The 25084-nt window shown below is 67.2% G+C and carries 25 protein-coding genes and 3 pseudogenes; 16 read left to right on the top strand and 12 right to left on the bottom strand.

Translation table 11 applies throughout. The annotated features are described in order from the left end of the window. Positions 1 to 7 precede the first annotated feature (7 nt). The 4 genes and pseudogenes from OHB56_RS40830 to OHB56_RS40815 all read left to right on the top strand — a co-directional run. Entirely contained in the window at positions 8 to 181 is a 174-nt protein-coding gene (locus OHB56_RS40830; RefSeq protein WP_406358851.1) for a hypothetical protein, read from the top strand. Continuing rightward, the gene (locus OHB56_RS40825) at positions 178 to 408 is read left to right on the top strand and encodes a hypothetical protein (protein ID WP_406350916.1); all 231 of its coding nucleotides are present in this window, start codon (positions 178 to 180) and stop codon (positions 406 to 408) included. Before OHB56_RS40830 ends, OHB56_RS40825 begins: the two co-directional genes overlap by 4 nt. Before the next feature lie 661 nt (positions 409 to 1069). After that, positions 1070 to 1387, top strand: coding sequence for a hypothetical protein (locus OHB56_RS40820; protein ID WP_406350917.1), 318 nt, complete (start codon positions 1070 to 1072; stop codon positions 1385 to 1387). 128 nt (positions 1388 to 1515) lie between these two features. Continuing rightward, positions 1516 to 2538, top strand: a pseudogene (locus OHB56_RS40815) (ISAs1 family transposase); the annotation flags it as partial. A gap of 545 nt (positions 2539 to 3083) precedes the next feature. On the opposite strand, the gene OHB56_RS40810 reads toward OHB56_RS40815, so the two are convergent. Then, positions 3084 to 3224, bottom strand: coding sequence for a hypothetical protein (locus tag OHB56_RS40810; protein ID WP_406350919.1), 141 nt, complete (start codon positions 3222 to 3224; stop codon positions 3084 to 3086). A 513-nt stretch (positions 3225 to 3737) separates the two neighbouring features. Between OHB56_RS40810 and OHB56_RS40805 the strand changes: the two genes are divergently transcribed. From OHB56_RS40805 to OHB56_RS40790, 4 genes are all read left to right on the top strand, one after another. Next, entirely contained in the window at positions 3738 to 3998 is a 261-nt protein-coding gene (locus tag OHB56_RS40805; protein ID WP_406350920.1) for a hypothetical protein, read from the top strand. 348 nt (positions 3999 to 4346) lie between these two features. Then, positions 4347 to 5180, top strand: a complete 834-nt coding sequence (locus OHB56_RS40800) for a hypothetical protein (RefSeq protein WP_406350921.1) — start codon at positions 4347 to 4349, stop codon at positions 5178 to 5180. A gap of 253 nt (positions 5181 to 5433) precedes the next feature. Next, complete coding sequence (locus OHB56_RS40795) at positions 5434 to 5688, top strand: hypothetical protein (protein ID WP_406350922.1); 255 nt, start codon at positions 5434 to 5436, stop codon at positions 5686 to 5688. A gap of 224 nt (positions 5689 to 5912) precedes the next feature. Further along, positions 5913 to 6695 carry an SAM-dependent methyltransferase gene (locus OHB56_RS40790; protein WP_406350924.1) on the top strand — a complete coding sequence of 261 codons (783 nt, stop codon included), beginning with the start codon at positions 5913 to 5915 and terminating at the stop codon, positions 6693 to 6695. A 1-nt stretch (position 6696) separates the two neighbouring features. On the opposite strand, the gene OHB56_RS40785 is transcribed toward OHB56_RS40790, so the two are convergent. The 3 genes from OHB56_RS40785 to OHB56_RS40775 form a co-directional block, all read right to left on the bottom strand. Then, positions 6697 to 7629 (bottom strand): helix-turn-helix domain-containing protein, encoded by a 933-nt coding sequence (locus OHB56_RS40785; RefSeq protein ID WP_406350925.1) that lies wholly within the window; start codon positions 7627 to 7629, stop codon positions 6697 to 6699. A gap of 87 nt (positions 7630 to 7716) precedes the next feature. Beyond that, positions 7717 to 7956 (bottom strand): DUF397 domain-containing protein, encoded by a 240-nt coding sequence (locus OHB56_RS40780; protein ID WP_406358860.1) that lies wholly within the window; start codon positions 7954 to 7956, stop codon positions 7717 to 7719. Positions 7957 to 8755: 799 nt separating this feature from the next. Further along, the gene (locus OHB56_RS40775; protein WP_406350926.1) at positions 8756 to 9841 is read right to left on the bottom strand and encodes an integrase core domain-containing protein; all 1086 of its coding nucleotides are present in this window, start codon (positions 9839 to 9841) and stop codon (positions 8756 to 8758) included. Positions 9842 to 10495: 654 nt separating this feature from the next. On the opposite strand from OHB56_RS40775, the gene OHB56_RS40770 reads away from it, so the two are divergent. Next, a complete protein-coding gene (locus tag OHB56_RS40770) occupies positions 10496 to 11977 on the top strand; it encodes a hypothetical protein (RefSeq protein ID WP_406350927.1) in 1482 nt (493 codons plus the stop codon). A 380-nt stretch (positions 11978 to 12357) separates the two neighbouring features. Here the strand turns inward: OHB56_RS40770 and OHB56_RS40765 are convergent, their stop codons facing one another. Next, positions 12358 to 12957 carry a CGNR zinc finger domain-containing protein gene (locus OHB56_RS40765; RefSeq protein WP_406350928.1) on the bottom strand — a complete coding sequence of 200 codons (600 nt, stop codon included), beginning with the start codon at positions 12955 to 12957 and terminating at the stop codon, positions 12358 to 12360. Positions 12958 to 12995: 38 nt separating this feature from the next. Between OHB56_RS40765 and OHB56_RS40760 the strand changes: the two genes are divergently transcribed. Further along, complete coding sequence (locus tag OHB56_RS40760; RefSeq protein WP_406350930.1) at positions 12996 to 14201, top strand: MFS transporter; 1206 nt, start codon at positions 12996 to 12998, stop codon at positions 14199 to 14201. Positions 14202 to 14442: 241 nt separating this feature from the next. Further along, positions 14443 to 14661, top strand: coding sequence for an LLM class flavin-dependent oxidoreductase (locus OHB56_RS40755; protein WP_406359315.1), 219 nt, complete (start codon positions 14443 to 14445; stop codon positions 14659 to 14661). A gap of 8 nt (positions 14662 to 14669) precedes the next feature. On the opposite strand, the gene OHB56_RS40750 is transcribed toward OHB56_RS40755, so the two are convergent. Continuing rightward, positions 14670 to 15242 carry a TetR-like C-terminal domain-containing protein gene (locus OHB56_RS40750; RefSeq protein WP_406350932.1) on the bottom strand — a complete coding sequence of 191 codons (573 nt, stop codon included), beginning with the start codon at positions 15240 to 15242 and terminating at the stop codon, positions 14670 to 14672. A 181-nt stretch (positions 15243 to 15423) separates the two neighbouring features. Here OHB56_RS40750 and OHB56_RS40745 point away from each other — a divergent pair, with 181 nt between their 5' ends. Beyond that, on the top strand, positions 15424 to 16596 hold the full coding sequence (locus OHB56_RS40745; RefSeq protein ID WP_331449507.1) for an MFS transporter: 1173 nt from the start codon (positions 15424 to 15426) through the stop codon (positions 16594 to 16596). A gap of 89 nt (positions 16597 to 16685) precedes the next feature. Continuing rightward, the gene (locus tag OHB56_RS40740; protein WP_055573771.1) at positions 16686 to 17483 is read left to right on the top strand and encodes an alpha/beta fold hydrolase; all 798 of its coding nucleotides are present in this window, start codon (positions 16686 to 16688) and stop codon (positions 17481 to 17483) included. Between the two features lie 121 nt (positions 17484 to 17604). On the opposite strand, the gene OHB56_RS40735 is transcribed toward OHB56_RS40740, so the two are convergent. From OHB56_RS40735 to OHB56_RS40720, 4 genes and pseudogenes are all read right to left on the bottom strand, one after another. Next, positions 17605 to 18567 carry a hypothetical protein gene (locus OHB56_RS40735; RefSeq protein ID WP_406350934.1) on the bottom strand — a complete coding sequence of 321 codons (963 nt, stop codon included), beginning with the start codon at positions 18565 to 18567 and terminating at the stop codon, positions 17605 to 17607. Then, entirely contained in the window at positions 18564 to 19103 is a 540-nt protein-coding gene (locus OHB56_RS40730; RefSeq protein ID WP_406350935.1) for a hypothetical protein, read from the bottom strand. Before OHB56_RS40730 ends, OHB56_RS40735 begins: the two co-directional genes overlap by 4 nt. 222 nt (positions 19104 to 19325) lie before the next feature. Further along, positions 19326 to 20075 (bottom strand): transposase family protein, encoded by a 750-nt coding sequence (locus tag OHB56_RS40725; protein ID WP_406350937.1) that lies wholly within the window; start codon positions 20073 to 20075, stop codon positions 19326 to 19328. A 48-nt stretch (positions 20076 to 20123) separates the two neighbouring features. Continuing rightward, positions 20124 to 20549: pseudogene (locus OHB56_RS40720) on the bottom strand (transposase family protein); the annotation flags it as partial. A gap of 240 nt (positions 20550 to 20789) precedes the next feature. On the opposite strand from OHB56_RS40720, the gene OHB56_RS40715 reads away from it, so the two are divergent. After that, entirely contained in the window at positions 20790 to 21599 is an 810-nt protein-coding gene (locus OHB56_RS40715; RefSeq protein WP_326757295.1) for a transposase family protein, read from the top strand. 396 nt (positions 21600 to 21995) lie between these two features. Here OHB56_RS40715 and OHB56_RS40710 read toward each other — a convergent pair whose 3' ends face one another. Together OHB56_RS40710 and OHB56_RS40705 are read right to left on the bottom strand one after the other, a co-directional pair. Next, on the bottom strand, positions 21996 to 22772 hold the full coding sequence (locus OHB56_RS40710; RefSeq protein ID WP_055609224.1) for an SDR family oxidoreductase: 777 nt from the start codon (positions 22770 to 22772) through the stop codon (positions 21996 to 21998). A 44-nt stretch (positions 22773 to 22816) separates the two neighbouring features. Next, complete coding sequence (locus OHB56_RS40705; protein ID WP_406350939.1) at positions 22817 to 23656, bottom strand: SDR family NAD(P)-dependent oxidoreductase; 840 nt, start codon at positions 23654 to 23656, stop codon at positions 22817 to 22819. A gap of 184 nt (positions 23657 to 23840) precedes the next feature. On the opposite strand from OHB56_RS40705, the gene OHB56_RS40700 reads away from it, so the two are divergent. Then, positions 23841 to 24746 carry a helix-turn-helix transcriptional regulator gene (locus OHB56_RS40700; protein WP_406350941.1) on the top strand — a complete coding sequence of 302 codons (906 nt, stop codon included), beginning with the start codon at positions 23841 to 23843 and terminating at the stop codon, positions 24744 to 24746. After that, a pseudogene (locus OHB56_RS40695) lies at positions 24703 to 25045 on the top strand (VOC family protein). The gene OHB56_RS40700 and the pseudogene OHB56_RS40695 overlap by 44 nt, the downstream one beginning before the upstream one ends. Positions 25046 to 25084 lie beyond the last annotated feature (39 nt).

Raw genomic sequence — 25084 nt, 5'->3', positions numbered from 1 at the left:
CCCCCTGATGCAGCAGTGGGAACAACTTGGCCAGGGATTTACCGACACCGAGAAGCAGCAGCAAGCCATGCTCGCCCTCCTCGACGCGCTCAAAACCCTCAACGGCGGAGGCCTGCTCACCGGCACGGACGCGCCCGATTCGGCGCTTCCTCTCACCATGGAGCGGAGGGCACACCCATGAGACTCATCCTCTGGCGAACCCTGCTCTCCCCTCTCACCAGCATCCGCGCCATCCTCGAGCTGCAGCGCAGCCCCACACCCCTGTCCTACGACACCGCCTGGCGCCGGACCCGCCTGCTCCGACACCCCGACGAAATGATCTACCAGCTCCACCACCGCGCCGGCCCCCTACACGCTCCGGACACCACACGCCTGTCCGCCACGCCTACGGCGACCGACCCCGCCTGACGGCGCCCCGCCTCTGTGTTCAACAACGGCATCCCGCAGACACCGCAAACAGACCGCAACCGTCATCAAGCCGCGGCGCCCAGTCACCCAAGAGACGGCAGCCTCATCCGGCCCGGAACACAGAGCCGGATGAGGCAGGACGACGACGGCGGACACATCAGCGGCACGGCCAACGGAGAGCACGCTGCCCGTAGTCCGGGACGGCCCTCCCTTCTTGTACGCGGCGACGGTGCACCGGGACGGCCTCCATCGCAGGATCAGGAACTCAAGGAGGCTCGCCGTTCCCCGCGACACACGATCAGCCGTTGCTCATCCGGTCGTGTCGCGGGACGGAACTTCAGCGCCTCCCGGATCTACTGGCGGTGGTGCTTAGCGGAACAGACTCATCAGGTCACACTGCGCGAACTCGGCCGCCGGCACCTTCACCAGCCCCGGACGTACTCCACGGCGCCCTGCGGAACCTGTGGGGCTCGGATAATCGTCACCGCTGGCCAAGAGGCTTATCGCTGCTCGCTGATCACACCGCCGAGGACGCAGGTGCGGAGCAAGGCTTCGGCGTAGTCGCGTGATGTCCGGTTCACGCTGATTTGCCGCGCCTCGCGGTGCGCCGAGAGTGGGGTGGGTTCATGCGTCCAGACCTTGACCCGCGACAATGATCTTTATGGACATTGTCGTTGAGATCCATGTGCCCCTGAGGGAAGCCGCGGGCACTCCGGAAGGCGCCGATCCCTTCCCGTGGATCGACCAGGTCGAGGACTTCCTCGCCGAGCAGGAAGCGGCGGAGGTGTACGACGATGCCGAGGAGTACGAGGAGGCGTACGTCTTCTCCATCGCCGGGGCCGCTGAGGAGGTTCTCCTGGCCGTGGCGTCTGACCTGGCCAGGCTTCCGGGCATTCCGAGCGGAGTGTTCGCGATGGTCACGAACGATGAGGCGGAGGAAATCGGCCTCGGACGTCGTGTCGAGCTGCCGCTCGGTTAGCCCTCTGCAGAACCGACGGTCGACCAGGATCTTTGCTCTGCCGGTTTGGACGGCTCCTGGCGAGCAGGGCAGGCACAGGCTTCCAAGATCATGGAGTTCTCTACGCCCCGTGACCTGCCTGGAAGACCGTGCCTGCCGACGCATCATCGCTGATCCCACCTGCCCTTGACCAGCTCCGCGAGCGGCCCCAGGTTGTGCCAGGGGAGGTGCCGGGCCTGCTGGAACGGCTGGCCGAGGTGCCGGATCCTCGCGACCCGCGCGGGGTTCGGCACGGCCTTGCCGCTGTGCTCGCGCTGGCCGCGTGTGCGGTGTTGGCCGGGGCGACCTCACTGCTCGCGGTCGGCGAGTGGATCGTGGACGCACCACCACAGGTACTCGAACGGCTCGGCGTGCAGCCTGATCCGGTACCGCCGCGGCGGCCGGTGCCGGCGGAGGCGACGGTCCGCCGGCTGCTGGCCCGCATCGACGGCGACGCGCTGGACCGGGCCGTGGGCGGCTGGCTCGCCGACCGCCGCCCCGAGAGATCCGGATTGCGCGGACTGTCAGTGGACGGCAAGAGCCTGCGCGGCGCGGCCAGGGCCCGCGGCCGCAAGGTGCACCTGCTCTCCGCCCTGGAGCACACGTCCGGCTTGGTCCTGGCCCAGCTCGACGTGGGCGAGAAGACCGGCGAGACCACCTGCTTCCAGCCACTGTTGGACACTGTCGCCGACCTGGCCGGAACCGTGGTCACCAGCGACGCGCTCCACACCCAGCGCGAGCATGCCGGATACCTCCTGGGCCGCCGGGCCCACTACATCGCGATCGTCAAGGGCAACCAGAAGAAGCTGCGCAAGCAGCTCAACTCCCTGCCCTGGAAGGAGATACCCCTCCAGGGCCGCACCCAGGGCAGCGGCCACGGCCGCTCCGATATCCGCCGGATCAAGGTCGCCACCGTCAGCAACCTGCTCTTCCCCGGCGCCCGCCAGGCGGTCCAGATCAAGCGCCGCCGCACCGACCGCAAGACCGGCAAGGTCACCATCGCCACCGTCCATGCGGTCACCAGCCTGACCGCCGAGCAGGCCACCCCGGCCCAGCTCGCGAAGCTGATCCGGGACCACTGGAAAATCGAGGTCCTGCACCACGTCCGCGACACCACTTTTGCCGAGGACGCCTCGCAGCTGCGGACCGGGAACGCTCCCCGGGCCATGGCTACCTGGCGCAACCTCGCCATAGGCGCCCTCCGGCTGGGCGGCGTCAGGAACATCGCCGCCGCCCTCCGCCACAACGCGCGTGACGCCCGCCGCCCTCTCACGGTCCTCGGCCTCGCATGATCACAAAACGGAAATCAGCCGACTACGACGAAGCCCTGAGGTGCGGAGGACTCTGCGGGCTGCCGACGCTGGCGTCGGAGGCGGTTGTTCCTGGTTTTCGAGCGGTAGTTGGTTTCGGCTGCGGTGGGGCGGTGCGCGTTGTAGTGCTTCTGGTATTCGGCCAGGACCTGACCCGCGTGGGCTTCGCCGAGGATGAGGAATGGTCGAGGACCTCTCGACGGAGGGTGTCGATGGCTCTCTCGCAGTGAGCGTTCGCCCGCGGCGCTCGAACCGGCGCCTTGATGATCTCCACGTCCTTGGCCTGGAACACCGCGTCGAAGGTATCGGTGTACTTGCTGTCGCGATCTCGGACAAGGAAGCGCAGCGAGCCCCCGCGCATGCCGAGGTCAGTGGCGACGTTGCGGGCTTGCTGGGCGGCCCTGGCAGTTGTTGGGTGCGGTGACACCAGCGACGTGCAGCGTGCGGGTGTCGTGTTCGAGGAAGACCAGGGCGTACAGGCGTTGCAGGCCGATGGTGTCGATGCTCAAGGAGTCGCAGGCGATTACGGCGGTGGCCTGCGCGGACAGGGACTCGCGCCAGGTCGGGCCGGCCCGGCGCGGGCCGGATCAATGCCCACGGCGCGGAGGATCTCCCAGACCGTTGAGGCGGCGCTCGGGTGTCTTAGCCGTGCCTGGCCGGTAACAAGCCTTTCTCATTTTCACCGAGCCCGAAATTTACAGCCTCAGGTTCACTCGATTGGGTAATTTTCAGAGGTTCAAATAACCATGTATTCCCGCCGCGCCGAGCTGTTCTGGACACTTCTTCACCTCTCTGCATGCAAGAGGTGCCAGTTTCAGACGTGACCTGATCGTTTTCTGCCTTTGATGGCGTTCCAAGGCGCCGAGCGACCGGGCATCGTTCCGTTTTCACGGCAGCCCGGTGACGTGCGCGCCCTGGGAGGCGGGCTATAGCGTTCCGCGCACATGAGTCAGGGCCCCTGTGAGAGAGGGGCCCTGACGAGTGAACCATTGTCCGACTCAAGCCAGTTGAGGAGACCGAACATGATTCAGGTGCGCCGATTGCTCGCGAAGGTGCTCCCGGCGTCGACAGAAACTAGCATTCCGCTGGTTTTCACGGCGCAAACCCAGTCGATGAGTTTTCTGGCCGTCAAGCTGCGCTGGGGCGCAGCACTGATGACGACTCTCAGCGTGGTGACGGCCATCCACGGTCCGGTCGTGCCCGAGAAGGTGTGGTGGGGACTGCTGCTGGGGGCCCTCACGGACGGCTCGGTGGTCAGCTACCAGCGCTTCCGTCGCCGTTGACGTAATCGGACTGGGGTGGGGCTGCCTGCTGGCTGTCTCACCCCGCTTCGGATGCACAGGTCAGCCCTGGGGCGGAGGCAGGCAAGGGTTTCCGCCCCAGGGCGCCATGGATTCAGCGGATGGGTCAAAAAGATGAAGCAGGATGGAAGTCGCGTCGGACACGGTGCTCGCTACGAGTACAGCACGTGCGCGTTCATGCAATGCGGACGGCGGTTCCGGCGCGTGAAGCAGCCTGGTCGTCCTCGCCGCTACTGCCAGGACGCCTGTCGCCGCCGTGCGCAGCGGGTGCGCAGCCGGCAAAGCGACGGGGAGTCAGCGGTGGTGTATTCGCCGCGATGGGGACCTGGGGTGGCGCAGCGGGTGCAGGCGCTGGCGACGGAGCTGGTAGAGGCGGAGGGCAGAAAGAGCGATCTCAAGGAACTTGTCGAACTCGCCGCGGCAGTGGGCGCTGAAGTCGCTCATTATGTCGGGGCGGCTGTGCACGACGCCCGTTCCCAGGGTGCCAGTTGGGGCCAGGTCGCCGAGTTGGCACAGGTCAGTGAAGCTACGGCGCGTGCGAGGTGGGGGCCCAACGCGCTGCGGCGGCAGATGAGGCGCCGCGCGCGGCGGACCATCGCACCGGCTGTCCTGCCTGCGGAGACAACTGCGGGTCCCGGTCCGCTGGAGCACCGCAGGCGTCTTGGGGCGGCGATCTCTTTTCTGCTGCGAACGCGAGGCTGCGCAGTTCAGGAAGTGGCACAGAAGGCTGGTGTGTCACCGTCGTGCGTGTCCCGGCTGCTGGCCGGGCAGCGGGTACCGGACTGGCCGGTGGTATTCACCGTCGTGACGGCGGCCGACGGGCGGCCGGAGGAGTTTCGGCTTTTGTGGGAGTGGGCGCGGGGGCACCGGCAGCCGTCCCGGCGCTCGGCGACTGCTGCGCTTGGCCGTTTCCACAGTGCTCTGTTGGGGTTGTTGTGGGCCACGGGGCAAGCCAACGGTCAAAGCACGAGCAGTGGCACGCTGTCCGCAGTGCTGAGCGGGGAGCTAGTGCCCGACTGGGCGACGACGCATCAGATCGTGCTGCAACTGGGTGGTGACCCTGAGCAGGTGCGGCCGCTGTGGGAGGACATTCAGTACTCGTTCCTGCTGGCGCACGACTTTTTTCCGGTGCAAGGGGTGCGCGGCGCTAAGGACCTGGTCTGACGTGGTCTCGGACGGCCGGGGCCGGCACGAGTCGCGTCCACTGCGGTGGCAGGCCCTGCCTGAGATTCGTTCGACACCGGGTGTTGCCGTGGTGGCATCCGGTGGCCGGCCGGAGGTAGAGAGCGGGATGCCTCTTGCTTTCGCCGCCTTCTGCCTTTCGCGTCTTGAGATCTGCAACCGATACATAGCTTTGCGGGTCGGGGATGAGATGGAGGCGCAGATGCTGGTTGGCGCTGCCTTTGGAGACTTGGCCGTGACCTGGACGGAGGCGCTGGAGAGCGCTTCCCCGTCCGCATTGGTCCGGAGGCTGCTCGCCGCCCGAACCAGCCGGGTGGCCACCTCTCGGTGCTTGGATCTCTACAGGGTCCTGTCCGTGTCCCAGGCGGACGCTGTGCTGCTGCGCTACCGGCTGGAGATCTCGGAGGTGAGGGCAGCCGGCATCGCGGGACGGCATCCGGAAGATTTCACCTGTCTGCTGAGATCCGCGGTGCGCAGCTTTGCAGCGTGAGGGCGTGCTGATGAGGTAGTGCGCCCGCGCACACCAGCGGTCCGGGTTCCCTCTTCAATGGTGATTTTGCTGGGTTTCACTCCTGCGGGGCATCCGAAAAGAGCAGGCGGGGTGGATAGTGTGGTGCATAACTCCTAGCATGGCCGTCTACTTGACGCGCAATTGCACGGGCTGTCCTGTGCGGGGGCGCAGCTGCGAGCTACGGTATGCGGGGGCACGCGTAGATGATCGATGTCAGACAAGCGAGCGACGCGCGCATCCACAACTTCTTGTTGGGCGGCAGTGACCACTATGAGGCCGACCGCGCAGCCGCTCGACGTCTGATCGACCTGGCCCCTAACGCCGGGATTCTTGCCCACATCAGCCGCCAGTTCCTGGTGCGTGCGGTGCGCTACCTCGCCAGCGAGCGCAGGATCAGCCAGTTCTTCGATCACGGGTGTGGTCTGCCTACGCGCGACAACGTGCACGAGATTGCCCGACGCGTCAACAAGGCCGCTCGAGTGGTGTATGTCGACAATGATCCGGTGGTGCTGGCGCATGCGCGGATGATGCTGGCGGGAGAGCACACGCTGATCCTCGACTCGGACATGCTGGACAGCGCGTTTGTCTGGTCACGCAGTGAAGGGGCTGGCTTCCTTAAGAGCGGAGCTCCGGCCGCTGTGCTGTTCGTGTCTGCTCTGCACTGCGTTTCCGACGATCAGGCCCCTTTGCAGCGTTTGAGGGCCTTGGTCGACGGGCTGCCGTCGGGCAGTTACCTCGTCTTAAGCGATCTGGCCAGCGACAGTGCCGCTTTGCGTGAGGAAGCCTCCCTTCTGATGCAGGAGTTGACCGGGCATGAGTGGGCCAGGGTGTGGTCACCTGTCGAGATGGACCGGTTCTTCGAGGGCTTGGAGCCGATAGGGGGACCCGTCGGTGATGTGTCCTGCTGGCGACCTGGAGCCAGCCTCAAGCTCAGTCCGGCCAATCAGATGCTGATGGCTTACGGCGGTGTGGCCCGCAAGCCATAGGTCAGTCGGAAAGCTGTTGGATGTAGTGCTGCAGGAGCTCGAGGGTCTCGTCGCGGGTGGCTGCCTTAGACCACAGTACGGTCAGGGCCAGCCGGTATCGGTCGACGTCCTCGGGGTTGGTGACGTAGCTGCCGCCGTTACGGACTTCCAGATACACCATGTCTTCCTCCCGGTCAGCTGGGAAGGAGAGGTGCGTGATGGAAGGAGCTGGCGCCATCGCTTCATCGCCGACGCTGAAGGGCAGGACGCGGATGTGGATCCGCTCCACGTTCTCTTCAAGGCTGTAAAGCTCGCGTAGTTGCTGCCGCATCACAGAGGCACCGCCCACTGGCCTCGCCAGGACTGCCTCGTCGACCAGCGCGTAGAAGTGCGGCGCGCTGGCCTCGTTCAGCAAGGCCCGGCGCCCTTGGCGTACCTTAACGGACCGTTCGATCCGCCTCTGCCTCTTGTCGGGGTCTGCCAAGGATGCGTCTGGGAAGGCTCGTTGCATGATCGCCCGCGAGTAGGCCGAGGTCTGCAGCAGGCCCGGGACATACTGCACCTCATAGGTGCGGATCTCCTCGGCGAAGCTCTCCACACTGATCAGACGCTCCAGCCAGCCGGGAATGGCGTCACGGAACTCTTCCCACCACTGGGCGTCGTGCGAGCGGGTGGCCAGCTTGACGAGTGCGTCCAGTTCACTGTCCGTGGTGACCCCGTAGAACCGGGCCAGGCTGAGGACCTTCTCGGCCTTCAGCGGGGTGGCACCGTTCTCAATGCGGCTGAGCGTGGGTGCGGAACCGACCAGACCCGCCTTCACGACGTCCACCAGCCGCAGGCCCTGCTCTTTGCGCAGCCGGCGCAGGTGGGCGCCCACCACCCTGCCCGCGCCGGCAGGAAGGCTGCTCGGACCCTCGCCGTCCCCGACAGCCGACAGGACTTGACCGCCCGACACCCAGACTCCTTGGTCACCCGTAGTTCAACATGAGGACCCCAGAGTGGGGACTGCGCACGGGCGATCGCAAGCCTGCAGTGTCGAAATTCAGTCGATCAAGCAGTCGAACTCACCCTGCTTCGCGCCGATGAGCATCGCCTCGATTTCCGAACATGTGAACACCAGTGCCGGACCCGCGGGGAATCGCGAGTTGCGCAGGGCTGTGTCGCCGTTCGGTAGGGCTGCAAATTCTACACAGTTGCCGCCCTCGGGGTTGCTTGCCGAGCTTTTCACCCACCGCGCGCCTGAGATCGCGTGGGCTGACACTCCGTTTTCGTAGCCTGTCAACTGTGGTCCTTCCGTTGTTTTTCTCAGTGCGCTCCCGCACGCCTGGCTCCGCACAGGCCGGTATCGATCACCCAGGTCGGGGCGTAGCAGGTGGTGAAATTTCACAAGCACATGGAAGCGAGTAGATCTTAGGAGGTTTTTTTCACGCACACCGTCCCTCGAAAGAGGGTTCTCTTTCGTGTGGTCATCAGACAATTGGAGGTGGGTGACAGTGACGCAGCCGGGTGGCATGCAGTTTGCGAGCTTGGCCGGATCAGCATGGGTAGCGAACTCTGGCGAACCACAGGCGTTGGACTGGGGCTTGGCCATGGGGATCTCCTTCAACAACTTCGCCGCTGCCAAGATCCACGCAAGCACGGAAGGGCTCGCCCGAACCCAGACGTTCACCCGGAGCTGTCTACAGCGGTGGAACCTGGAGGCGGTCAGCAGCGACGTGATCACCGTGACGGGTGAGCTCACAGCCAACGCTGTCCGTCACAGCCCCTCTGTGGAGGAAGACCCCTGGCTGGCACTGGCTACCTCGCCACGTTCTGTCATGTGCATCGCGTGGGATCCCAATCCAAAATTACCCGAACCACGAACAGCTGACCTCATGGAGCCGGATGGAAAAGGGCTGGCCGTTGTAGCCAGCCTGTCCGCTCTGTGGGGGTGGAGCCGGGAGGGCATCGGCAAAGCCGTTTGGGCTCACGTACCCATCTGATTGTTCTGGGTCTGCCGGATGCAGGTCGCTAACCAGCGGCCCGCACCAGAAGGGTGGCAAGCGCAGGCCCTGTGCCGTTCAGAAACGCGTCGCTGCTGGTCAGGCTGCGTATCCGTACTCGTTGATAACGCCGCCGAGCACTCGGGTGCGGAGGAGTCGGCGCGCGGCCAGGTCGGTCGGGGGCGCTGGGTGCTTGTGGGCGAGGGGTGGAAGCTGTCCCCGGGCCTGGTGCGGGCGATGACGGTTGTAGTGCCGGGCGTAGGCGTCCAGGGCCTGTCGGGCGTGGGCCTCGCTGCATATCAGCAGGTGGTCGAGGACCTCGCGCCGCAGGGTGCCGATGACCCGTTCGCAGTGCGCGTTCATCCGAGGAGCTCGCGGCGCGGTCCTCACGACCTCGATATCGTCGGCCGCGAAGACTGCATCGAAGGACTCCGTGTACTTCGCGTCCCGGTCGCGGAGCAGGAAACGCAGCGAGTCGGCCCGCACACCCAACTCGATGGCCAGGTTTCTTGCCTGCTGCACCGTCCAGGGCCCGGTGGGATGGGCGGTCACGCCGGCGATGTGCAGGCGGCGCGTGCCGTGCTCGAGGAAGACCAACGCGTACACCCGGCGCAGGTCGACGAGATCGATGTGCACGAAGTCGCAGGCGATGATGCCCTCGGCCTGCGCGGTCAGGAACTCACGCCATGTCGGCCCGCCGCGGCGCGGGGCGGGATCGATTCCGGCCGCCGTCAGGATCTCCCAGACCGTCGTGGCGCCGATCGAATGCCCCAGACGAACGAGTTCACCTTGGATCCGACGGCATCCCCACCGCGGATTCTCCCGGGCCAGCCGCAGCACCAACGCCTTCACCGCGCTCGCGGTCGGCGGCCTGCCCGGCCTGCTCCGGCGCTTGCTGTAGTCCCACTTGCGCACGATAAGTCTGCGGTGCCACGCCAGCACAGTTGCAGGCGTCACCGGGAAAACGCGCGCCCACCGACGCCGCGGGATCAGCGCAGACAACGCCGCGAACCACAGCCGGTCCGCCGGCGCATACCGCACCGGTCCCTTGAGCTGCCTGCGCAGCACCGCGTTCTCATGCCGCAGCACCAGCAACTCAGCATCCTTTGTCGCGCGTCGGCGTAGCAGCGCCGCCGGGACCGACAGCAGCTTCCGCGCCACGTGATACACCAGTGAGACGAGCATCCGGACAGGGTTCCAGGAGCTCATAGTGGCGCGCCAGACCCACTCCGAGCAACAGCGATGAGTTTCCGAACGGCACAGGCACGGCCACCTCGTCCACGACGGAAACTACGAGCCTCTCCTGCCCGCGATCGCAGGAGCAGATCTCCTCATCCGCCCAGACCTGTTCACACGCCTGTGCGACACGATCGGTCTCTCCCGCTGCCGAACGGGCATCAGCGTCCGCCACATGCCAGCAACCCACGACGACGCCCCCGACAGCGGAGATTGAGAACACCTCCCAGAGAGGCTCAGATAAACCCGGTCAGCCATCGCGAGCCACATCCGGCAGTACCCCGCCCCACCTCTCAAGATCAACTGCATCGCGGCCGCAACTTACGTCCAGCCATAAGATTGTGCGTCTAGTTACGACATCCTCTGTCTACTCACAACACCGCAGTTCACAGGCCTTCCAACTGCCCCTGCGCATGACGCTCTTGACGAGGCACAGCAAACCACTGCTGGCCAGATGCCATACCAGACAAGATCACAGAAACTCTCTCTATACCTCCAACACTGCAGTTCACTGCCATGTCCTTGTCGTAATTAGACGGAAGACCGACAGCCGGGCACGTCGCCAACTCGCTCGACACCCGGCAGCGCACCGTCGGCGAGCCCTTGCTGCAAGACCTCGGACGCCGGATCCGCCTCCTGGACCGGCTTGGCCTGGCCCACCTGCAGTTGTCCCGCAGCGCCGCCACACTGTCCGGCGGTGAGTTGCAGCGCACCCGGCTCGTCGCTCAGCTCGGCACCGAGCTGAGCGACGTCATCTTCGTCCTGGACGAACCCGGCGCTGGGCTGCACCCGGCGGACAAGAATCACCTCCTCGGCATCGCCCTGGAGTTGCGCGAAGCCGGCAACACCGTCCTCCTCGTCGAACACGACCCCGAACTGATCGCCCGCGCCGACTGGATCGTCGATATGGGCCCCGGCGCGGGCCGCCTCGGCGGCGAGGTCCTGGTCTCTGGCTCACCCGCCCTGGCCGCCGCCAACCCCACCTCGGCCACTGGCCGCTACCTGGCCGGCAACGGGCCGCGGCTGCGCCGTACCCCCCGCCCGGTCCGCGATGACGCCGACTGGGTGGAACTGCACGGCCTGCGCGCCCACAACACGGCCGCGGAGCTGCTGCGCCTCCCTGCCGGGCGGCTCACCTGCCTGACCGGGGTCAGCGGCAGCGGCAAGAGCAGCGTCCTGGGCGCACTCGCCGCGGGCGCGGCGGCCGCCCTCAAAGGCACGGCCGCCGACACCGTGCGCGAGGTGACCGGACTCGACGGATTCGGCTGGGTCGCCGTGGTCGACCAGGAACCCCTCGGGCGCACGCCGCGATCCAACCCGGCCACGTACAGCAAGGCGTTCGACATCGTCCGCAAACTGTTCGCCGCCACCGATACGGCACGCGCGCGCGGCGTCGACGCCTCCTGGTTCAGCTTCAACACCACCGGCGGCCGCTGCGAGACCTGCACCGGCTACGGCCGCAGGCTCGTCGACATGCACTTCCTCCCCGACATGTGGGTGGTGTGCGACACGTGCGACGGCCGGCGCTACGGACCCGAGGCCCTGGAGGTCACCTACCAGGGGCTGTCCGTCGACCAGGTGCTGGACCTGACCGTCGCCGAGGCCGGGGAGGTCTTCACCGAACCCCGGCAGCTCGCGGAGACCCTCACTGCGCTCGACCGGGTCGGGCTCGGCTACCTCCGACTCGGCCAGAGCGCCACCGAGCTGTCCGGCGGCGAGGCCCAGCGCCTCAAACTCGCGTCCGCGATCCAGCGCGGCGCGGCGAGCCGCAAGGCCGGCCTCGTCATCCTCGATGAACCCGTCTCGGGCCTGCACCCGTCCGATATCCAGCGGGTCGTCGACGCGCTCGACATGCTGCTCGACTCCGGCAACACCGTCGTCGTGGCCGAACACGACATCCCCGTCGCCGCGTCCGCGGATTGGGTGATCGACCTCGGACCGGGAGCCGGCCCCAACGGAGGCGCAGTGGTCGCGCAGGGCACCCCCGACACCGTCGCCGGCGCGGACACTCCCACCGCGGGATACCTGCGCCGGTACGCGGCCGGTCTGCCACTCCTGGACGCCTCGGAGGACGCACGGCGCTGACGTACGGCGTGCCGGCGCGACCGGCAGGGTCGCATGCGTGGTCCGCGGCGGCTGTCCGTTCGCCACGGGCCACGCATGGCTTGCACCGGGACCGGGGCAAGCCCGAGCCGCCGCGTATCTCCGTACACGACCACAACTCACAGTCGCCAGACCATGGCTCGCCGACTACCGATCAACGTCACACGTGTGACTTCGATCGATAGATGGCCCCGGGCCCTCGGGCGTCGACGAGGTCGGCGGGTTGCGAGGATCGATAGCTGGCCCTAGCGAGTCCCTGGTGCGGGTCGTTCAGCCCGACGTTCGGCGGCGCATGATCGGTTGCAGCGAAGTTTGAGTGATGGTCATCGAATTTCGAGTGGTCGATTTTGCTCCTGCGCGCCCTACTTGATTCCGCTCGGCTGCTGGCCGGCGGAGTGCGAGCGCCGATGGGCTGCGACTCGTTCTCGGGTTGCGCATCGGCGGGAGCAGTAGCGGCGTTCCGGGCCGCTGCCCTGGGTGATGAAAACGTTCTGGCAGCTGGGTGATGCGCAAATCCTGCCCGGCGGGCACTGACGGTCCCAGACGAGGACGGTCAGAGCCATGCACGACGAAGCGAGGAGCCACTCATCCCAGGGCGCGTTGTCGTCGTGGTCGAGGTGAGGATGCCAGGGGGTGCTGCCGCCGTGCGAGGTCAGGCGGAGCGGGCCGGTGTGTTCCTGCAGAAGGCGGTTGAGAGTGGCTGCGGCGTCATCGGCATGCTCGGCGGCAAAGACTTGCCGCAGCAGGGCGGCGGCTGCGCGCATCCCGGCGACATCGCGGGTGGTGAGGTCGAGGGGGTCTGTCTCGCCGTAGGTGCGGAGCACGTCAGCGACCTCAGCCAGGTCTGGGCGGTCGTCAGCAAGAGCATTGATCAGGGCGGCGGTCCGCCGCGCCGTGGTCAGCACGGAGTGCCGGCTGGACCAGTCGTCGCTGTTGGAGGACACCGAAGGAATGTAACGCATCTTGCTGAGTTTTGGGTTACCTCCGTAACGTCTTGCCAATGAAAAAGCGTTACTCACTCCCCTCATATCTAGCCGGAGCCGTGGCAGCCCGTGCCGGGGATGAGATGTCAGGACCGGCGCTGATGCTGGCAGGGTTCGCCCTGGCCGGATCGGCCACCGACGCGTCGACGCTGCTCGCGGGCATAACGATCTCCGCCGCGGTAGGCGGGCCGGTGCTCGGGGTGCTCCTCGACAGGGCAGCACGGCCGGGACGCTTGCTGGCTGGAGCCCTCGTCATCTATGCGGCGGGGCTGGGGACAATTCTCGTGGGCCTCAGCCGGTTGCCGTTCACTGTCACCGTCCTGATCGCCGTGGTGACGGGGCTGCTGGGGCCGGCCCTGTCGGGCGGATGGACCTCCCAACTGCCCCGAGTGGTGCATGACGACCGCCTGCTCCGGGCGAACGCGTTCGATTCCATGACGTTCAGCGTGGCGAGTCTGGCCGGTCCGGCTCTCGCTGGAGGTATGGCAGAGATGCTGGGAGCCCCAACAGCCGTGGTGGTCTCCGCGACGCTCATCACGCTGGCGCTGCCCGCCGCGTGGATGCTGCCCACCCGTCCCGATCGGGCTCGGGGCGGCGCTCAAACAACCCCGCTGATCAGCGACCTTGCTGCCGGAATGCGGATCATCGTCGGAAAGCCGGCCTTGGCTCGAGCGACCCTCACTTCGGTCATTGCCTGTATCGCTCAGGGCATGCTGACGGCGTGCGTCCCGCTCCTGGGCGAGCGTGCTCTAGGTGGAGCCGGTCGCGGCGCGATGCTGCTCTCCTGCACGGCGGTCTCCGCACTGGTGGCTAACGCTGTACTCGCCCGGTTCCCGCGTTCGGTGGCCCCCGACACGATCATCTGGGCCAGTGCCCTCGTCCAGGCTGTCGCGCTGGCGCTGGCAACATGGAGTCAACCCGTCGTGCTCATCGTGGCCGCAGCCATAGTGGGGATCGGGGACGGACCTCAACTGGCCGCCTTATTCGCCATCCGTCACCGGGAGGCCCCAGAACGCCTGCGCGGCCAGATCTTCACCACCGGCGCCAGCCTGAAGATCACCGGATTCGCTTTGGGGGCAGTAGTTGCCGGACCGATCGCGGTTTGGTCCCTTCCAGGCACCTTGGCGCTCGCAGCGAGTGTGGCGGCCCTCGCGGCACTGGCGTTCTTCACGATCCCGTCGACTACCGCGAACAGCCCTAAACGATCGCTCAACCTTCGATGACAACGCTCAACCTTCGCTGCGGCAGATCACGACAACCTGGTTGATGAGTTCGGCATGGCTCAGGCGCGGGTCAGTCGGGTGTCAGGGGGTGGTGTTGAGATCCTCGGGAGCGTTTCCGTGGTGCAGGGTTTTCGTGCTCCCGAGCAGAGAGGTCTGCGATGGCTGTTCCCTCACCGACCCGGTTCGGCGTCCTGCTGCCGACCCGTGAACAGGCGATTCTCGGCCGCTTCGCTGCTCTCCCCTGCTCGGATTCGCCCGGCAGGCCGAAAGGCCGGGCTTCGGCTCGCTGTGGACGGGCGATTCTCTGACGGCATGTCCCCGGCTCGACCCGCTGGTGGTGCTGCCCGCCGTCGGCGCGGTGACGAGCGCCGTCACCCTGGGGACCGCCGCGCTCACTCCGGCGCTGCGGCATCCGCTCGTCCAGCGGGTGTGTTCGGCGGTCTGCGACTGGTGGTGTTGAGTACTCCATCAGTCCGGCAGCAGGTGTGACACGAGGGTGCGTGCCCATTCGGGGGTGAGCGCCTGGTCGGTGAAGACAGCCCTGTAGTAGAGGGGGGCGAGCACGGCATCCATGACGCGTTCGACGGTCGGGATCTGATGGCCCCGGGCCTGTTCCCGTTCGAGTATGGCCTGGAGCTGTTGCCTGCGCTCTCTGGTGCATGCGCTGGCGCCTTGTCCGCCGGCTGTGCCGATGGTGGCGCGTACGAGGGGGAGGGTGTCCGGGTCGTTGAGGTCCTTGGCGAGGTCGGAGGCGTAGCGTTCCAGGTCCTCACGGAGGCTTCCGGTGTCTGGGACCACTATGTCGCCGGAGAAGCGGCTGGTCGCGACATCGGTGAGCAGTTCCCCCACTGAGCCCCAACGGCGGTAGACCGTGGTGGCGTGCACGCCCGCGCGGGCGGCCACGACCGGGATTGTCAGCAGTTCGCCGGTCTCGTCGGCGAGTAGTTCCTCGACCGCGCGGTGGACAGCCGCACGGATGCGGGCGGACCGGCCGCCGGGTCGGCTGCCGGTGCGGGGCAGAGGGGAAGTCGTAGCGGACATGTGATCAGTATCGCACTGATCATTGCCTTTTAAATGCAGTGATCGCTGCCTTTATGTTACCTTGAAGCCGCTAACGCAAAGATCACTGCGAGGCCCTCGTATGTCAGTTGAGTCTGTCGGCACCGCCGCACCGCTCGTCGGCGGTCCGCAACGCGCACGGTGGAAGGATCCCTCCCCCTGCGTGACCGCTGCCTTTGTCCTCTTCTTAGCCGCTTCCAGCGCACCTTCCCCGCTCTACGTGATCTATCAGCAGCAATGGAAGTTCACGGCGTGGGTACTGACCGTCGTCTTCGCCCTCTACGTGGTCGGCCTGTTGGGCTCGTTACTCGTCGTCGGCTCGCTGTCGGACCATCTCGGCCGCCGGCCGGTGCTCGCCTTGGCGATCGGACTAGAGATGGTCGCGCTCGTCCTGTTCTATGTGGCCGGGGACGTGTTCGTCTTGTCCGCCGCCCGGGTGCTGCAGGGCATCGCGACTGGGGTGGCGACGCCCGCCCTGAGTGCCGCCATTGTCGATCTTGAGCCGCCGCATGCCCTCGGGCGTGCAGGCGTCGTCACCTCGGTGGCTCCCCCGACCGGGCTCGCTCTTGGTGCTCTCGGCTCCGGTGTGCTGGTGGAGTTCGGTCCCGCCCCGACCCGGCTGGTCTACGCACTGCTGTTCGGCGGAATGGTACTGGCGGCGGTGGTCGTCGCCCTCATGCCGGAGACATCTCCCCGTCGGCCGGGAGCCGTCGCCTCCCTCCGCCCGCGGGTCGCCATGCCAGGGCACCTGCGCGCGGACATCGTCCCGGTGGTGCCGGCGATGATCGCCACCTGGGCACTGGCTGGGATGTACCTCTCGCTCGGCCCTTCCGTCGCGGCCGAGTTGTTGGGGCTGCACAGCCATCTGGTCGGCGGCGTCGTCGTGACACTCTTGGCGGGCACCGGAGCGCTCGCAATCTTCCTGCTCCGCTCCCGGTCCGCGTCCTCGCTGCTGGCCCCCTCGTCCGCACTGCTCGGGCTCGGCACCCTGATATCGCTTGCCGGGACGGTGGAGGGCCTCGGCTGGCTTTCCGCTGTCGGCACCGTCGTCGCGGGTCTCGGCTTCGGCGCATCGGTGCTGGCGACGTTCGGCACCTTCGCCCGGATCGCCAAGCCGCACGAGCGCAGTGCGGTCTTCGCCCTGGCGAACGTCATCAGCTATCTCGGGAACAGCGTGCCCGCCGTACTCGGAGGAATCGCCGTCACCGCCCTGGGGCTGAGAATCGCCGCCGTGATCTACGCGCTGGCGATCTCGGTGATCACTTTCTCCGCCCTCGTCCTGCGCCTGAACCAGATACGGGCGCAGCGCCGTGGAGCCGTGGCAACGTGCAGGTGAGGCGCCGGCCGGCGACAGAGGACCCAGCGACCTCCATTTCCATCACACCGACCATTACAGCGTTCCACGATGCGTGACAAGGGGACCCCGTGACCACTGCAAGCAGGAGGAAAAACCTTGAGGTTCAGCGATCGGACCACACGACGATCCGGTACACGGCCAGCGGTCCGGCCGGAGGACCGACTCTGGCTCTCATCCACGGGTGGGCGTGCGACCGCAGCGACTTCGACGCGGTGACCGACCATCTGCCCGAGGGCTACCACGTTCTCGCGATCGACCTCGCTGAGCATGGCGAGTCACGGTCGACGCGGAACGTCTGGACCATGGAGGAGTTCGCTCGCGACGTGGCGGCAGTGCTGGAAGCCGAGTCGGTGGACACGTGCACCGTGGCCGGGCACTCCCTCGGCGGGGCGGTCGCCGTCGAAGTCGGCCGACTGCTCCCTGACACGGTCTCGCACGTCGTCGCACTCGACGCGCTGCACTACCTGTCCCTGTTCCCGGCGCTGAGCGAAGAACAGACCGACGGGATGCTGCATATGTTCCGTGAGGACTTCGCCGGAGGCGTGCGGGCCCTCGTCGAGGCAGGTTCGCCGGCAGGAACCGACACAGGCCTCAAGGAGTCGTACTTCGAGAAGATGGCCGCGGTGCGGCAGCCCGCGGGTCTGCGTTCCATCGAAGGGCTGGTCCACTGGGACATGGACGCGACGCTACGCGAGACACAACAGCCGATCACCGTGTTCGCGATACGTGACCTGGTGACGCAAGAAGCGGTCGACCGCTACGGGGACCGCTACGACCTCGTGCTCGTCGATCTGGGCAGCCACCACTTCCCTGTGGAGGCACCCGAAGGCACGGCGAAGCTTCTGGCCGGCGTGGTGACCAAGTAGTCACGAGCGTGTCGGTCATGGCTTTCTTGACGTAAGGGAAGAGCCCCTTAGTAGTCCTTCGATGGGTACGGCAAGGTGACGCCACGAAACATGATCACCTTTGGCGTGTGGAGAGAGCCATTTACCAGCGGTGCAGGTCTTTGCGTAGCTCGTTGTGCCAGTTGCGGCGGTGCCGGTTGGTGTCTGACGGCTCGGGGCCGAGGGCGACGACCGGGTCGGTGATGTCGTAGGTGAGGCGATACAGCAAGACGCGGGTAGCGGTCTCCAGCCACTGTTCCGTAGCCCGGGCGGGCGGGGCTGCTCCGAGGACGGTGACGAACCAGGCGGGCAGGAGCGAGCGGCTGCTGATGGCGTCGGCCAAGCGGCTGCGCAGGGCCATTGTGAGGCGTGTGTCAGCCCGGTCGCCGGCCGCTATCACCGGCTGCTTGTCGGCGCGGGTCGCAGCATCGTTGGTCAGGACGTTCGCAGACTCCTCGGCCCCGGGTGCCTGCCGGGTGAGGTCCTGGCGCAGTCTCTTTTCCTCGGCGATGGCCGTTCGGAGCCGATCCGCGGCCTGGGAGTGGTCGGTGGTGCCGTAACGGCTGGCGGTGAAACCACCGACGGTCTTGACGACCGCGGCGAGCGCCGTCCGGTGCTTGGCCGCGGTGTCCCGGTGATGCCGCACCCGCACCTGGTGGGTGACGCGGTCGTGGTCGCCAAGGAGCAAGCTCCGGGCGGTCCAGCCCCGTTCCATGGTGTGGGCGAGGGCACGCTGGTCCGCGGTGAAGGTGTCCAGGTCCGTCGCAGGCACGCCGTGGGCCACCTTGATCTGGCCGTCGAGCAGCCGCACGTGCTGCGTGAGGCGCTTGATGGCCTGCTCTGTGTCTGCGATGCGGTCGCCGAGTTCCTCTTCGGCCTTGTCAATCCTGTCGTCGCACTCGGAGACGTCGCCGCGGATGTCGCGCAGTTCGTAGTCAAGGTCTTCGGTGTAGCCGAACTTCCGGCTCAGGCTCTGATGGTCGGTCTCGAGATCGTCGAGACGGCTGTCCATGTCATGTAGGCGGTGGTCGGTGTCCCGAAGCCGGCGATCCAGGTCCTCCATCACTTTTTAACCCCCTGGCCTGCGGGCCCGTCTTGCGAGAACGCCCCGATGCCGAGCCAGCCGAGAACAACGGCGATGACCCACCAGGGGGAGAGCATCCCGAGAACCACGAGGACGACCAGGACACCCTGGGCCTGGAGCACGAGTGCGATGGCGCGCTGCTGCCGGTGACGCTGGGCGGTCACCGTGATCGACCAGCCCATCAGCGTCGCCAGCAGGTGAGGTATGAGAAGCACGAGCCACCACCCGGTGTGGCCAAGGGCGAGCGCGGCGATGATGAGCGCCGCGGCCAAGGCGGTCTGGGCTCGCCACGCCCAACGCACGATGCTTGCACTCCGCAGCCGCTGCGGCTCCGCCAGCCTGGCCGGCAACTGCTGCTCGAACGCCAGCAGTTCCTCCGCGCGTTCCACCAGCGCGGTGTACTGGCCGTCGAACTCCGCGTTATCGGGGTCGAATGCCTTGACGCGGCCGTGCTGGGCGGCCAGGTCCGTGGTCATGGTCCGGTGCTGCTCGTGCAGTTCGCGTTCCGTCGCGGACACTGGCTCCCCCTCGTTCTCCAGCGTGGCCGCTTCCCGCCCGTGCCGTGATCGCGTGCGGGCATGCGGCAGATCGAGTATCACTTCCGCTGATCCATGACGCTGAAACTTAGGCGAGGCTGGCGCGATCTTTGTGCTGCAAGACTGGTGACGTGCCAGCTCGAGGTGTACGCATGCGCGTGCTGGCCCAGCCGCTGGCAGACACCGCGCGAACAGTGAGCTTCTTCAGCGTTGCCGCTCCAGGGTGAGGACGGCTTTGGCGATTGACATCATGCGGTTGGGGCTGCACCGGGATCTGCGGAAGATCCGCCAGGACTTCAGGCGGGCGACGCCGCGTTCGACCGGCGCCCGCGCTGCGGCCAGGGCCCGGTTGACGGTCCTCTCGGTGGGGGTGAGTTCCTGCAGGGGCCTGCGTTTGATGCCCGTGGTCAGCCAGGGACCGCCGCCCCGGTAGGCGAGACCGGCCAGGATGGGAACGCCTTGGCGTTCGCAGATCCGGATGATCCGGCGGGTGCGGGCGGCGGTCAGGTCGTGCGCCCGGCCCGACAGCGCGGGTGAGAGCCACAGCAGCCGGCCGTCCGGATCGGTGACCACCTGCACGTTCACCCCGTGCCGGCGGTGCTTGTGGAAGTAGTCCGCGCGTGCGTCGCCGACCCGGTCGCACTCGGCAAGGGTGCCGTCCAGCAGGACGAAGTCCGGGTCGGCCTCGCGCAGAACCTTCAGCAGGCCCGGTGCACGTTCGGCGAGCAGGTCGACGACCGCGCTGGTGTAGGCGTGGGCGGTGGACTCGCTGATCCCGAACCCGGCGGCGATCTTCGCAAGTGTGGTGTGCTCGCGCAGGTACACCAGTGCCACCATCGCGCGCTGGGACGGACGGAGCTTGCAGCGTCGGTCGCCCTCACGGGTGACGATCAGCATGGTGACCCACTCCACGAGTGCGTGGGGCAGGTCGAGTGCGGCAGGATGGATGACCAACGAGGCCCCCGAGCAATGTGATTGAGACGTCAGACATCTCGATCAACAGCCCGAGGGCCTCGCTCGTTGCGCTTCACGGCCCATCACCCGATCGGTGGCCAACTCGAAGAAGCTCAAGGTGCCGTCAACGATGACGTGGTCGCCCTCACCGAGGCCGGTGAGGGCTTCATGAAGGCCTGGGGCCCAGGAAGCCAGCACCTCCAGGGCCTCGTCGACGTAGCGCCAGGCGGTGGCCTGCGATATCCCGAACCCGACGCCGAGCTGGGCGAACGTCTCGTTCTTGCGCAGGTGGACCAGCGTGAGCAGCGCCTGGTCGAAGCAGCCGAGCTTGCGCCAGCGGGTGTTGCGGGTCCGGCGGTGCTCGTACAGCAGCCAGGCAACATGCTCGACGAGCTCGCGCGGGACGTCGAGCGTGGCAGGATACGGAACCAACAGGGCCCCTTCGGTCGCCGGTGTGCTGAGTGGAATCACCACGCCAACGACGAGGGGCCCTGCCTCGTCACCACACCCGCTGACCAGCCCATTTCACCCGCCAGCACAGGATGAAAGAGGCTCAGTGACGTTTTCTCAGCGAAATGATCTACGCGAAGCGGCATGAACCGCTCCATGCGTGAGCAGGCCGGACGGACTGGGCCCGGCCGTGGACAGACGTAAAGCCCCTGGTAGGACAGGTCTCACCACAAGATCATGTCCGTAACCACCAGAGGCTTCACGTTGGTCACCTATGTTGCCACGCTCGATGTCCCGCGCCACGTCGTGGACCACCTCTCGCGTCTGCTCGCCGCCCACCGCCGCCGAATCGGCACTCCGCGAGGCAGCCGGGCGCTCGGCCCGTTCCGCCAGGCCGTGCTGGTGCTGCGTTGGTTCCGCGAACGCGGCTGCGTGCACTGCCTGGCCCGCGACGCGGGCGTCTCTCAGGCCACCGGCTACCGCTACCTGCACGAGGGCATCGACGTCCTCGCCGCCCAGGCCCCGGACCTGCACGCGGTCCTGGACCACTGCCGACGCGCGGGGATGACCCACGTGATCCTCGACGGCACACTGATCGAATCGGACCGCCTCGCCGGCGTCCGCGACAACGGCAACGACTGGTGGTTCAGCCAGAAACACAAGGCGTTCGGCGGCAACGTGCAGTTCCTGGCCGCTCCGGACGGCACCCCGCTGTGGGTCTCCGACGTCGAACCCGGCTCCACCCCCGACGTCACCGCCGCCCGCATCCACGCCCTGCCCGCCCTCTACAAGGCGGCGGCCGACGGGCTGCCGACCCTGGCCGACAAGGGCTACATCGGCGCCGGCATCGGCATCCTCATTCCCGTCCGCCGCCCCAACAACCAGTCCGAGCAGGCACTTTGCGCGGACACCCGTGCCTTCAACACCCTCGTGCGGAGCGTTCGGGCCCTGGGCGAGCGCACCGCTGCCGAGCTCAAGCAGCGCTGGCGCACGCTGCAGCACGTCACCCTCAGCCCCAGCCGGATCGGCGACATCGCCCGCGCCGCCCTCGTCCTCAACGGAATCTGGAAGTGACCATCGTTGAGAAAACCTCAGTGACACTCAGATAAGAATTGCCGGTGCCATCGAGATGAGAAGTCGCAGCAGTCACCGACGACAGGGGGGTGAGGAACGTCGGAGCGAAAACCGGCGCCGAGCCCTTGGCGGGCTTGAGAGCGTTGACCTGCGGTGCGGTCCCCGGGTTGTTCCTGGACGATCCGACGGACGGGCGGGCGGAGGTGGTCGGCGGCCTCGCCGAGCGGTTGGGCGTCGCGGACGACGAGTGGACGCCGGGAGCCGGCAGGCCACGGGACTCAGCCTCTGCACACTCGGAGGCCGAGTCCCGTTGACCAGAACGCATGACCGCCGTGCCCCGACCGGTGTGAGCCCGGGGGCGGCCCAGCAGCACACGCACGCCGCCTGTTTGTTGCGCTAGACGGGCTGGGCCGTGGGCAGGACGGTCAGCTCGCTGATGTTGACGTGTCGGGGAAGGGCGGCGATGAAGGCAACGGTTTCGGCGATGTCGGTGCTGCGCAGGCACTCGATGTCGCGGAGCAGGCCGGCCATCAGGGCGCTGGCGTCGGGGTCCGTGACGTGGTCGGGTAGTTCGGTGTCGACCATGCCCGGCTCGATGGCGCTTACGCGCACGTTCTTCCGGCCCAGTTCGACCCGGATGAGACGGGTGAGGTGGCTGATGTACGCCTTGGTACCCGAGTAGATCGAGAACTTCTCCAGGATGCGGGTCGCCGCGATGGAGGAGGTGTTGATCAGGTCGGCGGGCTTTCCACGCTCGGCTGTGGCGGTCAGGTGCGGGAGGAAGGCAGCGATCACATTCATCACTCCCGTGACGTTGAGATCGATCTGCCGCTGCCAGTCGTCGACCTTGAGCTCGTCGATGGCGGAGATCAGCTGGACGCCCGCGTTGTTGAACACGAGGTCCGCCGGTCCCAGTGCGTCCCGCACTTGGTCGGCGGCCGTACGGACGGCTGCTCGATCAGTGACGTCGACGGGCAGGCATACGGCCTTTCCGCCGGCCGAGGCGATATCCGCGGTGAGGGCTGAGAGCTTCTCCTGTCGACGTGCGACGACGGCGACAGCGGCGCCGAGTTCGGCGAGGCGGCGTGCGGTAGCCGCACCCATTCCGCTGGAGGCGCCGGTGACGACAGCCACGCGGCCGTCCAGCGGTCGCCCGGTGAGCAGGGATGTCATGGCTAGGGGTCCTTCCTGTTCTTCTCTGGGATCGGCCGGGGTGGTCACAAGGCGTCGTCGCAGGCTGTGGCGGCGGACTTGTCCTGCCAGGCCGCAAGGTCGTCCTGAAGGCTGCGGATCTTGACCAGCTGGCGTTCGATCGCGTCGCGGCCCAGGGCCAGATGCCCTGGGAGCTTGTCCTCGCTGGTGACCTCGTAGATCAGGGCGGCGCCCTTGACGGGGTCCCCGAGCTGCGTGTGGTTGGCGGTTTCCCTCCAGTCCAGGGTGGCGTGGGCGGGTGTGCCGTAGTAGGCGGGCATGCGCTGGGCCGCGGTCGACAGGGAACGGGTGTCGAGGAAGTCGGTGCGGAAGACGCCGGGTTCCACGACCATGCTCTGGATCCCGAACGGCGCCATCTCGCCCGCGAGCGCCTCGCTGATGCCGGCCACCGCGAACTTCGAGGCGTTGTACATGCTCACTCCGGGCTCCCCCTCGAATCCGCCGCGGGAGCCGATGTGCACGATCTTGCCCGCTCCGGCTGCTCGCATGACGGGCAGGACGGCGCGGGTCATGTTGATCAGCCCGAAGACGTTGAGGTCGAACAGGGAGCGTGTTTCGGAGTCGGTGATCTCCTCCAGTGCTCCGAGCAGGCCACGGCCCGCGTTGTTGACGAGGACGTCGATGCCGCCGAAGTGGCGCACGGCCATCTCGACGGCGCCCGTGATGTCTTCGGTACGGGTGACGTCGAGGGTGACGCCGAGGACCCGGTCGGACTGGCGCAGGTCGTCCGGCAGGTTCCGCGGGTTCCGAGCGGCGGCCACGACCGTGTCGCCGTTGCGGAGCGCGGCCCGCGCGATTTCCAGTCCCAGTCCGCGGGATGCGCCGGTGATGAACCACGTCGACATGAGATGCCTCCACCTTGTGTGTTCACGAAGTGCCCCGGACCGCCGCTTCCGGCGGCGAGGCCCGGCTTCCACTGAACCAGCTCCGAGAAGGCAAGAGAGGCCGCAGAATGGCCCGCCGTATCGGGGGACAAAGTGGGCCACCCTCTTGCTGTCGGATCGTCGGCGGCTGCGCGATCCTGGACAGATGGACCCTGAGCACCCCGACAGCACACCGATGGCGGAGTTCCTCCGCTCTGCCCGCTCCCGCCTCACCCCGCAGGAAGCCGGGCTCGACGACCCCAGCCTGGGCCGGCGCCGGGTATCCGGCCTGCGCCGGGAGGAACTCGCCCGGCTGGCCGGGGTGAGCGTGGACTACTACACGCGCCTCGAACAAGGCCGCAGCCGCAGCGCCTCCGCAGAGGTCCTCGACGCACTCGCCACCGCCCTGCACCTGGACGACGCGGAGCGCAGCCATCTGCACGTCCTCGCCCGGCGCCGGCCCGGGCCCGCCCGCCGACGTCCCCGCCCCCAGCGGGTCCACGCCGCCACCTGGGACCTGCTGGAGACCCTCCAGCAGACCTGCCGCCCGGGCTTCGTCCTCGGGCGGCGCCTCGACGTGCTGGCCCACAATCAGTTGGCCGGACGGCTGATCACCGATTTCCGGGCGCTCCCCGCGGCCGAGCGGAACCAGGCCCGCTTCGTCTTCCTCGACCCGCACGCGCGCGAGCTGTACCGGGACTGGAACCGCGTCGCCGCGGACACCGCCGCTATGCTCCGCCTCGAAGCGGGCCGCCACCCGGACGACCCGGCTCTGAGCGCCCTGGTCGGTGACCTGTCCATACGCAGCGAGGAATTCCGTCGCTTCTGGTCGGACAACAAGGTCCACAGGCGCACGACCGGCACCAAGGACTACCGCCACCCGCTCGTCGGCGACCTCACCGTTACCTACCAGGCCCTCACCCCCGGAGACGACCCGGACCAGATCCTCTTCGTCTACGGCACCGAACCCGGTAGCCCGTCCGAGACCTCCTTGCGCCTGCTGTCCCAGTGGAGCAGTGCGGAAGCCGATACCCGTAGCGTCACAGCGCAACGCCCAGGGGCCCCCGACTGATACGAGCCCGGCGGCGAAGTTCTTCCAGGAGCTGGGCTACGAGCGGGAGTTTGCGACGGACCACAACTCCGGCCAGCTCCGCAACGGCAACGGTCCCTACGTGTTCATCGCCGAGGTTGCCGAGGACCAAGAGCCCCGGACGCAGATCGTGCTGAAGGTGCCGGACGCAGACGCGTGCGTCCTGATCCCGTCTCGAGGTGGTCACGCCGTTCGAGGACACCCATTACGGGACCAAGGAGATGACCGTCCGCGACCCCGACGGGCGCCTGTGGAGCCTCCAGGCTCCCACCAAGAACTGACCGTGACGAAGGGGGAACACCATGGCCCACGAGCAGATA

Source organism: Streptomyces sp. NBC_01635 (assembly GCF_045209715.1).
Classification (GTDB): domain Bacteria; phylum Actinomycetota; class Actinomycetes; order Streptomycetales; family Streptomycetaceae; genus Streptomyces; species Streptomyces hirsutus.
The sequence above is the reverse complement of the archived record's forward strand: the minus strand, read 5'-3'. Positions and strand labels throughout refer to the sequence as shown.